This is a genomic window from Pseudonocardia yunnanensis, assembly GCF_039534065.1.
GTDB lineage: Bacteria > Actinomycetota > Actinomycetes > Mycobacteriales > Pseudonocardiaceae > Pseudonocardia > Pseudonocardia yunnanensis.
Map to the genome: position 1 here is coordinate 49,417 of NZ_BAAAUS010000006.1, position 10,035 is coordinate 59,451.

A 10,035-nucleotide genomic window follows, 5' to 3' on the forward strand; every position below is an offset into this window, starting at 1 on the left:
CGTCACACCGCCGGACGATCACCACCACTCGGAGTCGATCACGATTCGGGGGCGCTCAGGCCGGTGCGCGTCGCAGCATCCGCATGGCGTCGCGCCGGCGCTCCCCGGTGAGGGCGTCGATGTAGAGCTCGCCGCGTAGGTGGTCGGTCTCGTGTTGCAGGCATCGGGCCAGCTCGCCGGTGCCCTCGATCACCACGGCGCGCCCGTCGAGGTCGACGCCCTCCACGCGCGCGTAGGCGGCACGCAGCCGCCGGGCGTGCACCCCCGGCACGGACAGGCACGCCTCGTCGCCGTCGTACTCGCCGGAGGCCTCGACGAGTTGCGGGTTGAGCACGTAGCCGAACCGATCGTCGACGTCATAGGAGAACGCCGCGAGCGCCACCCCGATCTGGTTGGCGGCCAGGCCCGCCCGCCCAGGCAGGCGCACGGTGTCAAGCAAGTCGGTGACCAGCGCTTCCACGGCGGAGTCGAACGTGGTGACGGGATTGCACGGCATCCGCAGCACTGGGTCGCCGATGAGGCGCAGCGGCCGGACCGTCATCACCCGACCTCCTGGGTCTCGGTCGCGGCGGTGAGCTTGCCGAGCTGGTCGATCACCATCTCGTGCCACTCCAGCTCCGCGCGCAGCCGCAGCCGCGCGTGCTCGACCACGAGATCGTCGGCCACGGTCTGGTCCGGCCACGCGCGGTCGTGCAGATGATCCAACTGGGACAGCCGCGCCGTCAGCGCCCGTTTCCGGTCGACGAGATAGCCGCGCAACGTGGCCTCGTCGACGTCCGAGCCGGTGGCGAGCGCGAGATCGACCGGATCGGGCCGGAACTGGACCTCCTCGAAGGCCTCCGTCTGCAGGACGTGCAGCTCACGTCTGCCCTCGGTGGTGATCTCGTACACGGTGCGTGCGGGCATGTTGCCCTCCTGCTCGGTGCGCAACGCCCGCACGAGTCCCTCGCCCTCGAGCCGGTGCAGGGCGCCGTACAGCGAGCCGGGGCGGACGTCGGACCAGAGCTCCGCCCGATCGACACGGGCGTCGCGGCGGATCTGATGGCCGTACATCGCGCCGCGCTTCGCGAGGGCACTCAGGACGAACAGCCGGGTGGGATTCACGGGCCGCAGTAAAGCATGAGTACTCACATGTGAGTACTCAGGAACGACTCCACGGCCGACCGGTACGCCTGCGGATCGCCGGACTGCACCAGGTGGCCTGTACCCGGGATCCGCATGTGATCCGCCGCCGGCATCCGGCGCCCCATCTCGGCCATCTGCCCGGCCGGCACGATGCTGTCCTCGGCCTCGACCAGCAGCGCCGGGCAGCGGACCGCGCCCACGGCGTCCCAGTGGTCGAGCTCGGCCCACTCCGCCGCGATCGCGGTCGCATGCTCCACCTGGGCCAGCAGGTGGTAGCCGTCCGGCCGTTCCTCCACACACTCCGCCATGTAGTCGCCGAACTCGGGGCGAGGCCAGCCGAAGGCGCGGCGGACCGCGGCGAGCGACGGGAAGGGCTGCGGGAGCGCGCCGAACCAGGCCCGGGCGTCCTCGGCGCTGCGACCTCGGAAATCCACGCCCATGTCCTCGACCACGAGCGCCCGCACCAACTCCGGATGCCGCGCGGCGACCACGAGCCCGTGCAGCCCGCCCATCGAGTGCCCGACCACAACGGCCGGTCCGACCTCGGCGAGCAACTCGGCGACGTCAGCTGTCATGCGCTCGGTGGTCCACGCTCCCCGCGCTCCGGATCTGCCGTGGCCGCGGGCGTCCAAGCCGAGCACCCGGCCGTGCGCAATGAGCCACTGCGCCACCGGCCACCAGGTCGTCGCCCTGCCCATCAGCCCGTGCAGCACCACGATCGGGGTGCCCCGCCCGCCGAACTCGACTACCGCGAGCTGCACGCCGTCGCTGGTCAGCATTCGCCGCCGCATCCCCGCTAGCCTAGGTCCCATGGCAGTCGTGAAGATCAATGCGATCGAGGTGCCCGAGGGCGCAGGACCCGAGCTGGAGAAGCGGTTCGCCAACCGGCTGCACGCGGTGGACGGGCAGCCCGGCTTCATCTCGTTCGAGCTGCTGCGTCCGGTCAGTGGCGAGACCCGCTACTTCGTGCTCACCCACTGGGAGGACGAGGAGTCGTTCCAGGCGTGGCGCAACGGCCCGGCGGCGGAGGCGCACGCCGGCGAGCGCGCCAAGCCGGTGGCGTCCGGGGCGTCCCTGCTCGAGTTCGAGGTAGTGCAGCGTTCCACGGCGTCCTGAGCCGCCTTGCACCCTGACCTCGCCCAGGCGTCGGCAGCCGCTGCACTCATCGCCGGCGCCGATGCGTTGCTGGTGTGCGCAGGCGCGGGGATGGGCGTGGACTCGGGCCTGCCCGACTTCCGCGGCCCCGAAGGCTTCTGGCGGGCCTACCCGCCCTATCGGGGCCTGGGGCTGCGGTTCGAGGAGATCGCCGACCCGGTGCACTTCGCCGCCGACCCGGAGCTGGCCTGGGGCTTCTACGGGCACCGGCTGGCGCTGTACCGGAGAACCGTGCCGCACGCCGGGTTCCGCGTCCTGCTGAAGTGGGCGCAGCGATGGCCGATGCGCGTCTTCACCTCAAACGTCGACGGCCAGTTCCAGTGCGCCGGATTCGACGAGGAACAGATGGCCGAGTGCCACGGATCCATCCACTTCCTGCAGTGCATGATCGACTGTGGACAACCGGTGTGGCCGGCCGACGGAATCTCGGTCGACGTCGACACGGCCACGATGCGCGCTATCGCGCCACTGCCGTCCTGCCCGTCGTGCGGGGCGCTCGCGCGTCCGAACATCCTGATGTTCGGCGACACGGAATGGATCGCCGATCGCTCCGCCGACCAGATGCGGGCCCACAACACCTGGCTGCGCGAGCTCCGTGCCACGGGGCAGCGCCTCGCGGTTGTGGAGCTTGGTGCCGGTAACGCCCTCCCCACCGTGCGCCGGGAGGCGGAGCGGGCCAGCGCGGCCTCCGGTGCGCTGGTGCGGATCAATCCTCGTGAGCCACAGGTGCGGCACGGCCGCGGCGTCCCCATCGCGGCGCCGGCAGAGGCCACCCTGCTTGCCCTGGAAGAACTCCTCGGCTGACGTCGGTCTCCAGCAAGGCGGTGCGCCTCCTGCCCTCGGGCGCACATGGCTCATTGCTGCGGACCGAACCGATCATCGGGATGCCGCGACTTGACGGGGCAGGTCGACGCACATGCCGGCCGTCGACCATGCCTTCCGGGCGAGGATCAGGACGCTGAGTGCGCCGTGACCTCGTTCTCTGCGGCGTCGTCCTCGACCAGCGGCTTCACGAACACAGTGCCGCCTTCCACCGGCCGCTGGGGGCCGATCCACGTGACCTGCAGTGCAGGCGCCAGGAGTGTTTTGTCGTCGGCGACGTCCAGAGCCATGGTTCCGTCAACTTTCCAGGAGGTGGGCAGGAAAAGCGAAAAATTATACCCATGACACCGCACCTAAAAGTACCGGTCGCTGTAGTGTCGCTGAAGCGGCTGCACTAGGCGCCGAATGTCACTCGGAAGTGCGATAGTCAACAGGGCTTATTGTAGGTGTCCGTCGGTCGCGCTAGATCGACCGCCCGCCTTTGAGTGCGCTCCCAGGGTCTCAGAGCGGATCCAGAACAGTTCGGCGCGTCCGGACTGCCTCGCAACCAGCGCCCGCTCACCGACCTCGCGGACGAGCAGTGATCCGTCGGCAATATCGGCAGACAATCGACCGAGGTCAACGGGAACATCGGTGCTGATGTGCTCGGGGCGGCGGCCGGTCACCGCACCCAGCAGCGCATGCCCGTCCTGACCGAGACACTCTCCATGGGCCAACAGCCAGTCGGCGATCTCCGGATACCGCTCCCCAGCGTGCGGCAACAAAGAATCGCTGTGGACGTCCAGACCATTGAGGGAATCATGGAAGGCGCTCAGACAACAGTAGGCGTGCCATGCAGCGAAGGTCTGTTCAACGGGCCAGCCAGGCGCTCCCGGCTGCGCCCAGGATGGAGTGAACGTCGGTGCCGGAGACGGCCGTGCGCCGAAGAGAGCGCGAGTGGTGGCCAAGTCGAAGAACTTCTGGTGCGCCCCCTCGTGAATCAGCGCCTCGGCCACCTCGAGGGAAGTTTCTGGTTCGGGGAGGAGAATGAGCCCCGGGAACTCGCGGGCGGACGCAGATCCCAAACGACCGGCCGCATCCCGGGTCAGCACAGCGAACAGGCTGACATGCGACAGCAGGTCCAGCGCCAGCATCGGCGCCATGCGTACTGCAAGCTCGATGCCGTCGACGAGCCGGTCGAAAAGCGAGCCCGCAGCCGGGCGGCCGGTGGTTGTCACAAGAGCCGATTCCTGGGGATCGGCGCCGTGTCGCCGCAGCTCACCACTGACCTTCACCACCGCGCCCGCTAGCGCCTTCCGCGCAGACAACGTGGAAGCAAGCCGGACCGCGCAGCCTTCGACGCTGGTCGTGTACCCCTCCACGACCAGCTCGCTCAGTGGGAAGCACTTCGTTGGCATGAAAGCCTCGTCGCCCGCGAGAACGGCACCGAGGTGGCCTCGGGTGGCGGGATTATCGAGTATGTCCACGTCAGCTGGCCGGGGTTCCTCGCCGGACAGCATTTCCAGGAGAGTCCGATACAGCATTCGCCGCTGCGCGATCACCTCAGCGGGCAGGCCGAAAAGCGCGTGGGCGCGCTGAAGATCGGCCGCACCGATTGGCACGTCAGGACTCCGCCGGGTCGAAGGGGAGCGCCAGCGTATCGCCGCCGCGTGACCGGTGGGCCAGCGGGCCAGGCGGCACCAGAGCAGCGTCACGACGCGACCGGTGGGTCGAGCGGGCGCCAGAGTAGGGTCACGGCGTGACCGGGCAGCATCCATGACTCGACTTTGACCTCAATCCGGTCGGCTACTTCCTCCCACACAGTATTCGTCGGCAACCCGGCCTTCTGCAGCGTCGAGGTGAGGACAAGGTAGGCAAGCCGCTGCCCCTCGAACGGCAACTCCGCCACGTCGAACGTGATCTTGTGGACGAAACATGGGTGTGGCGGCGACCATGTTACATAGCCCAAGGCACTCGAATTCCGCACTGAAACCCGGAACGAGAGCGTCTCGATGGATTCGACTACGTGATCGGGGTCGACGAGATCATAAAGGTCGAACTGAACGATACGAACGTTCTTGCGATCCAGGTTTTCCGGCAGCCGTACGAACTGGCCGTACTCGCGCAGTGCCACCTCCTCCCCGCGCAGCGGAGTGGGGGAAACAGGTCGGACGAAGCCGTCGGCATCTGTGTACGTGATTCCGATTCGCGCGTTCTCCCGCAAGATCGGGACGAAGTCCTCGAGATGGTCCTCGTCCATCAACCAGAGTTCGAAGAGCGGATAGACACGTTCCCGGGGGATGAGTCCGGCGATCACCGGATCCGACGTAGCGAAGACCACCAACGTGTGGTTGTTCCGGACACCGGAGAAATCGTGGGTCCAGGTCACATCATTGTCGCTCGTGAACTCGTCGATCGCGCGTAGCCGGAAGTACGCAGTCGTCCCACGGCTGACGGCCGTGTCGCTGCCCGCCGGATCCCTGCCCGAGCCGCCAAGCACTCCGACCAGAACGTCCTCGTGCGGAGAACCCTTGCCGTAGACGCGTGGCAAGAGCGACCCGAGAGCCGCACGCGGAGACATCGAGCCGATCAGGGCCGGTCCGGCGATGTCCACGAGTGCCTGTCGCAGCCGCGAGGTCGCATGTCGGCGGCCGATCAGCACGGCGAGCAGGACGAGGAGGAACGGGCCCACCCACAGGATGACCACGTACACCACGCGAAACCATGGCGCAGCCAGACCGGGGCCCACGAACGCGGTCAGTACCAGCAGGCCCACGGCGGCCGCCAGCACGAGGACGACCGCCATTACACCCCACCCGTTTCGCCCGAGTCCCTCCAACATCATCGTCACTCGGGCGGATGAGCGCTACCCGTCCGGATTGCGGTTGTGCCACTCCGGCTCGACATCTGGTCCGCTGTACATGGTGTCGAGAGGTTCGTCGTCGATGTCGGTCAGCTCGTCATAGGGTCGCTGGAGGTGGCTGTTCATCGCCAACCGTGCACCACCGGAGTCGCGATTGCGCAGGTAGCGCACCACCTTCGAGTGTTCTCGGTACGACCGCTGGGGCACCCCCCGCACCGCGTAGCTCTGATATCGCCACTCGCGAAGCTCGGCGACGATGCGCAGGTACGTCTCGATCAGCGGGTCGTTGTGGCTCGCGTGGACGATGGCTTCGTGGAAGGCCTCGTCGGTGTGCAGGAGCTCGTCCTGGTCGTCGCCCGCCTCCTTGTGCTGCTGGTTGAGCTTGGCGATGTCCTCGATCTCGCCTTCCGTGGCGCGAAGTGCGGCGAGACTCGCTGAGAGTCCCTCCAAGCCGATACGGAGCTCGAACAGGTCGCTCATCCGGTAGTGACGGCCCTCCAGCAAGGCAGGCGGGCTCGTGGAGGGAGGCGGAGGCGTGCGCCGGACGTACCAGCCGAGGCCCCTCTTCACCTCGAGCACATGCAGAGCTTCCAGCCGCTGCAGCGCTGTTCGCACAGAACTGCGCGCAACCTTCATGCCGCGCGCAAGCTCGGACTCGTTGGGGAGCCGGCCGCCGGGCTTGTAGGTTCCGGCGTCGATCAGCTCGCGGACCTTGTCGGCGATCACCTCAGGCAACGCTCGACCTGCGTCCAGCTTGAGTTCGAGCTGAGGGTCCCGGTCGGCGTCCATCTCTCCCTCTTGTCTGCGCCCAGTGCAGCTGCGCCCCGCGACAGTTCTCTGACTCCCGTCAGCGGATCAGCCCAGGGAGGCAGGTTGACGGTAGTGGAAGCGCGGACGTCTGTCCACCGACCTGAAGGACTACAGTCGTCAGACTACAGACACCAGTTGACAGACGTCCGTTGTCGGGTGACCCTATCGATGACGAAATAGCACCAATGGGGGGAGACGGACATGTCGGCGTCCTACATCGCGATCGTCTTCGTCGCGCTGCTGCTCCTGGTCTACTGGCGGCTGGTCGTGCTGGTACTCGCGGCCTGTCTCCTCGCCTTGCTCGTGTACGGGCTGGGCGTCATCGAGCCGGAATCGGGATCCGCCGCTCCGGCACGCACGCTGGCACCGGCGGATCCCGGGTCGGTATCACCTGAGGATGTCGGACCACCTCTGCCACGGTGAGACCGCTCTGCGGGAAACAAAGCAGTCGGCCGCCTCGGCTGTCAGACAGCATCCCCGCAGAGAAACGCCAGCAGCGACTCCCAGCGGGGCACCACCACCAGGTGCCCCGCACCGTCGACCACGTCGAGCCGGGCGTCCGGCAGCGCGCGCTGCCACCACAAGCCGTGCGCCCGGCCGATGTGGTCTGCCGAGCCGTAGCCGAGCAGAACACTCGCCTTCACGTCGGCCGGGTCGAAGCCCCACGGCCGGAGCGTGTAGCCGGCGATGTCGGCCACCAACCCGGCCCCACCCTGGACGAGAGCCTCGTCGAGCATCGCGCGCAGCCGATCGGCGACACCGGGCTCCGCGAGCACGGGCCCGTCCGCCTCGTCGATCCCCACGAGACCGAACCGGGCGTCGCCGCTGAGTGCCGCCAGCACCGGAGCGAACGCGGCCCCCAGCGCCTCGTGCGCGACGGCGGCAGGCGCATCTCGGAGCGCCTCGATACCCGCGCGGTGCTCCTCCGGAATCCACTGCACGTCCTCGTCGGGCGCCGGGGTGCCGATCACGGCCACGCGGGAGACCAAGTCGGGGCGCCGGGCCGCGAGCGCGAGAGCCACCCGTCCGCCGGCGGACCAGCCCGCCACTGCCGCCGTCGCGCCCGGCTCCAGGATGGTCTCCAACAGCGCGGCCGCGTCGTCTGCTGCCCCGTCCACGGTCGCGAAGGCCCCGTCGCCGACGGGGTCGGACCCGCCGTAGCCCGGCCGGTCGAACGAGATCAGCCGGATCCCGCGCGCGGACGTCGCCTCGGGATCGGGGTCGAACACGCCGGACCCCGGTGCCGCGTGACAGAGCAGCACCACCGGCGCGCCGGCGGGCGCGTCGGGCGTGAGGTCGTGCACCGCGACGCGACGGCCGTCGGGGCGGTGGATCTGGTGTGTCGCGCTGATCGTCATGGGAGAAGCTTCTCGTGGGGTTGGTGACACCGTGATGTCACCGTTTTTCCGGCAATCTTCACGCGTGAACCGCACCGAACGGCTCTACGCGATCGCCGAGGAACTGCGCGCCGCAGGCCCTGCCGGACGCACCGGTGCGTGGTTGGCCCAGCGTCTGGAGGTCTCAACCCGGACGATCAAGCGCGACATCGAGGCCCTGCTCCAGGCCGGGCTCCCCCTGTGGGCGCAGGCCGGGCCCGGTGGCGGTTACGTCCTGGACTCCGCCACGCTTCCGCCCCTGAACATCACCGGCGCGGAGGCGGCCGCCATCGCGGTGGCGCTGGCCGCGCTACCGGCCCTCCCGTTCGCGGTGGACGGGCGCAGCGCGCTGTCGAAGGTGCTCGCGGCGATGCCTGAGGCAGAGCGAGAACGTGCCGAGGCGATCGCGGCACGGCTGTGGCTGCGGACCCCTGAGCCTGCGCCCCGGCCCGCCGTCGCGAGGGTGCTGGACGAGGCGGTGCGCAGGCGGCAGGTGGTGGTGCTGCGCTACACCGACGCGTCAGGGGACGTCTCGGAGCGGTCCGTCGAGCCGGTGGCGCTCGCGGCGACGAAAGGCCACTGGTTCCTCCTTGCCTGGTGCCGCCTCCGCCAAGGCCCCCGGTGGTTTCGCACCACGAGGATCACCTCGGCTTTCCTCACGGCTGAGCCCGCTCCCGAACACGACGCGGCCACACTATTCGGCACGCCCCCCGACGACGCCCGCCCCGTCACCCTCCGCTGATCCGATCCCCGGTGAGCCGCCTGTTCCCCCTGAGCGACGAGCAGCAACTCAGGCAGGGATCGGGCGACTCGCGAGGTCAGCGGGCTGGGGAGCCCGGGTGCTCGTCCAGGTCGTCTGGAATCCCGTCGTCGTCGCTGTCGGGCAGCAGCGGGTCGGGGCGGCCGGCTCGTACCGCCTCGAGCTGCGCCGCCAGCGCGAGCCCGGCGAGCAGGGCGATGCCCGTGACATTCGCCCACAACAGCAACGCCATGACGGCAGTGAGCGGCCCGTAGGTGTCGCCGAACCCTGCCGCGGCCACCACGTACAGCGCGAGCAGCCCGGACCCGACGAGCCAGGCCAGCACTGTGACGGTCGCGCCCACGGCGAGCCAGCTCAGCCCGGGCTGGCGACGTCGGGGCGCGTGCGCGAACAACAGCGTCACCGCCACCACGAGCGCCGCCATCCCGACCGGCCACCGCAGGGCGTCCCAGATCTCCTCCGCGCCGTCGCCCCACCGGTAGACCTGCTCCATGGCCTCGCCGAACGGCTCGCCTGCCACGATCAGCAGCAGCCCGACAGCCATGGCGACGCCCGCTGTCGCCGTCAACACCGCGGCCCGGCCGTACTTGCGCAGGGCCTGCCGATCCCGCTTGGTGCCGTAGATCCGGTTGGCGCCGCGCTCCAGCTGGGCGAACGCCGATGTCGCCGCCGCGAACGCGGTGGCCAACCCCAGCACCACCACGATCTCGGCCCGCTCGCTGCCCTCGTCGGGACGGCCGTTGAGGACCTCGGTGAGCAGGGAGTCGCTGCTGCCGGGCGAGATCGCCACCACGGTGCGGGCGACCACCTCCGCGAACGACTCCGCTCCGAGCGCGCTCGCCAGCCCGGCCCCGGCGATCACGAGGGGCACCGCGGCAAGCGCCAGTTGCAAGGCGAAGGCACGGGCATGGCTGAAGCCGTCGCCGTACCGGAAGCGGACGAACGCGGTGGCGAGCAGGTGGGCGAGGCCGAAGCGGCGCACCGTATGCCAGGCATCGTCGGCCGACAGCTGTTCTCCTGACATCAGTTCGGTCTCGGGGACGACGCGAACCGAGCTCACGCCGGGGAACCTACCGGCCGCGGTCGTTACGCGGAGAAAGATTTCGACCGGTCCACCTCGCCGGCTCGCGGGGTTGTGCCGGAGA

At 69.2% G+C, this 10,035-nt stretch carries 13 protein-coding genes; 4 read left to right on the plus strand and 9 right to left on the minus strand.

Going from position 1 to position 10,035, the window contains the following annotated elements; translation table 11 throughout:
* Positions 1 to 55 precede the first annotated feature (55 nt).
* Genes ABD743_RS06480 through ABD743_RS06490 form a run of 3 tightly spaced genes read right to left on the minus strand, consistent with a single transcriptional unit; the run spans position 56 to position 1,916 of the window.
* Positions 56 to 541 carry a peptide deformylase gene (locus ABD743_RS06480; RefSeq protein ID WP_344719822.1) on the minus strand — a complete coding sequence of 162 codons (486 nt, stop codon included), beginning with the start codon at positions 539 to 541 and terminating at the stop codon, positions 56 to 58.
* The gene (locus ABD743_RS06485; protein ID WP_344719824.1) at positions 541 to 1,104 is read right to left on the minus strand and encodes a PadR family transcriptional regulator; all 564 of its coding nucleotides are present in this window, start codon (positions 1,102 to 1,104) and stop codon (positions 541 to 543) included. Before ABD743_RS06485 ends, ABD743_RS06480 begins: the two co-directional genes overlap by 1 nt.
* Positions 1,105 to 1,127: 23 nt before the next feature.
* A complete protein-coding gene (locus ABD743_RS06490) occupies positions 1,128 to 1,916 on the minus strand; it encodes an alpha/beta fold hydrolase (protein ID WP_344719826.1) in 789 nt (262 codons plus the stop codon).
* 19 nt (positions 1,917 to 1,935) lie between these two features.
* On the opposite strand from ABD743_RS06490, the gene ABD743_RS06495 reads away from it, so the two are divergent.
* Both ABD743_RS06495 and ABD743_RS06500 read left to right on the plus strand, forming a co-directional pair.
* Positions 1,936 to 2,241 carry an antibiotic biosynthesis monooxygenase family protein gene (locus tag ABD743_RS06495; RefSeq protein WP_344719828.1) on the plus strand — a complete coding sequence of 102 codons (306 nt, stop codon included), beginning with the start codon at positions 1,936 to 1,938 and terminating at the stop codon, positions 2,239 to 2,241.
* Between the two features lie 90 nt (positions 2,242 to 2,331).
* Positions 2,332 to 3,084, plus strand: a complete 753-nt coding sequence (locus tag ABD743_RS06500) for an SIR2 family NAD-dependent protein deacylase (protein WP_379659026.1) — start codon at positions 2,332 to 2,334, stop codon at positions 3,082 to 3,084.
* A 146-nt stretch (positions 3,085 to 3,230) separates the two neighbouring features.
* On the opposite strand, the gene ABD743_RS06505 is transcribed toward ABD743_RS06500, so the two are convergent.
* The 4 genes from ABD743_RS06505 to ABD743_RS06520 all read right to left on the minus strand — a co-directional run bounded on the left by ABD743_RS06505 (position 3,231) and on the right by ABD743_RS06520 (position 6,733).
* The gene (locus ABD743_RS06505) at positions 3,231 to 3,392 is read right to left on the minus strand and encodes a hypothetical protein (RefSeq protein WP_344719832.1); all 162 of its coding nucleotides are present in this window, start codon (positions 3,390 to 3,392) and stop codon (positions 3,231 to 3,233) included.
* Positions 3,393 to 3,539: 147 nt separating this feature from the next.
* Positions 3,540 to 4,796: an aKG-HExxH-type peptide beta-hydroxylase gene (locus ABD743_RS06510; protein WP_344719834.1), complete on the minus strand. Its 1,257-nt coding sequence runs from the start codon at positions 4,794 to 4,796 to the stop codon at positions 3,540 to 3,542.
* On the minus strand, positions 4,793 to 5,887 hold the full coding sequence (locus tag ABD743_RS06515; protein ID WP_344719836.1) for a hypothetical protein: 1,095 nt from the start codon (positions 5,885 to 5,887) through the stop codon (positions 4,793 to 4,795). The genes ABD743_RS06510 and ABD743_RS06515 overlap by 4 nt, the downstream gene beginning before the upstream one ends.
* 60 nt (positions 5,888 to 5,947) lie before the next feature.
* Positions 5,948 to 6,733, minus strand: coding sequence for a FadR/GntR family transcriptional regulator (locus ABD743_RS06520; protein WP_344719838.1), 786 nt, complete (start codon positions 6,731 to 6,733; stop codon positions 5,948 to 5,950).
* A 222-nt stretch (positions 6,734 to 6,955) separates the two neighbouring features.
* On the opposite strand from ABD743_RS06520, the gene ABD743_RS06525 reads away from it, so the two are divergent.
* Complete coding sequence (locus ABD743_RS06525) at positions 6,956 to 7,177, plus strand: hypothetical protein (RefSeq protein WP_344719840.1); 222 nt, start codon at positions 6,956 to 6,958, stop codon at positions 7,175 to 7,177.
* Between the two features lie 41 nt (positions 7,178 to 7,218).
* Here the strand turns inward: ABD743_RS06525 and ABD743_RS06530 are convergent, their stop codons facing one another.
* Positions 7,219 to 8,112 carry an alpha/beta fold hydrolase gene (locus ABD743_RS06530; RefSeq protein WP_344719842.1) on the minus strand — a complete coding sequence of 298 codons (894 nt, stop codon included), beginning with the start codon at positions 8,110 to 8,112 and terminating at the stop codon, positions 7,219 to 7,221.
* 64 nt (positions 8,113 to 8,176) lie between these two features.
* Between ABD743_RS06530 and ABD743_RS06535 the strand changes: the two genes are divergently transcribed.
* Complete coding sequence (locus ABD743_RS06535; protein WP_344719844.1) at positions 8,177 to 8,872, plus strand: helix-turn-helix transcriptional regulator; 696 nt, start codon at positions 8,177 to 8,179, stop codon at positions 8,870 to 8,872.
* A 76-nt stretch (positions 8,873 to 8,948) separates the two neighbouring features.
* Here ABD743_RS06535 and ABD743_RS06540 read toward each other — a convergent pair whose 3' ends face one another.
* Positions 8,949 to 9,950 carry a YihY/virulence factor BrkB family protein gene (locus ABD743_RS06540; RefSeq protein WP_344719846.1) on the minus strand — a complete coding sequence of 334 codons (1,002 nt, stop codon included), beginning with the start codon at positions 9,948 to 9,950 and terminating at the stop codon, positions 8,949 to 8,951.
* Between the last annotated feature and the right edge of the window lie 85 nt (positions 9,951 to 10,035).

What these genes read in the sequence shown, in the direction of transcription:
- ABD743_RS06480 (WP_344719822.1), bottom strand. Translation starts at nt 541, where the DNA reads ATGACGGTCCGGCCGCTGCGCCTCATCGGCGACCCAGTGCTGCGGATG.
- ABD743_RS06505 (WP_344719832.1), bottom strand. Translation starts at nt 3,392, where the DNA reads ATGGCTCTGGACGTCGCCGACGACAAAACACTCCTGGCGCCTGCACTG.
- ABD743_RS06500 (WP_379659026.1), top strand. Translation starts at nt 2,332, where the DNA reads ATGGGCGTGGACTCGGGCCTGCCCGACTTCCGCGGCCCCGAAGGCTTC.
- ABD743_RS06490 (WP_344719826.1), bottom strand. Translation starts at nt 1,916, where the DNA reads ATGCGGCGGCGAATGCTGACCAGCGACGGCGTGCAGCTCGCGGTAGTC.
- ABD743_RS06495 (WP_344719828.1), top strand. Translation starts at nt 1,936, where the DNA reads ATGGCAGTCGTGAAGATCAATGCGATCGAGGTGCCCGAGGGCGCAGGA.
- ABD743_RS06520 (WP_344719838.1), bottom strand. Translation starts at nt 6,733, where the DNA reads ATGGACGCCGACCGGGACCCTCAGCTCGAACTCAAGCTGGACGCAGGT.
- ABD743_RS06530 (WP_344719842.1), bottom strand. Translation starts at nt 8,112, where the DNA reads ATGACGATCAGCGCGACACACCAGATCCACCGCCCCGACGGCCGTCGC.
- ABD743_RS06525 (WP_344719840.1), top strand. Translation starts at nt 6,956, where the DNA reads ATGTCGGCGTCCTACATCGCGATCGTCTTCGTCGCGCTGCTGCTCCTG.
- ABD743_RS06515 (WP_344719836.1), bottom strand. Translation starts at nt 5,887, where the DNA reads ATGGCGGTCGTCCTCGTGCTGGCGGCCGCCGTGGGCCTGCTGGTACTG.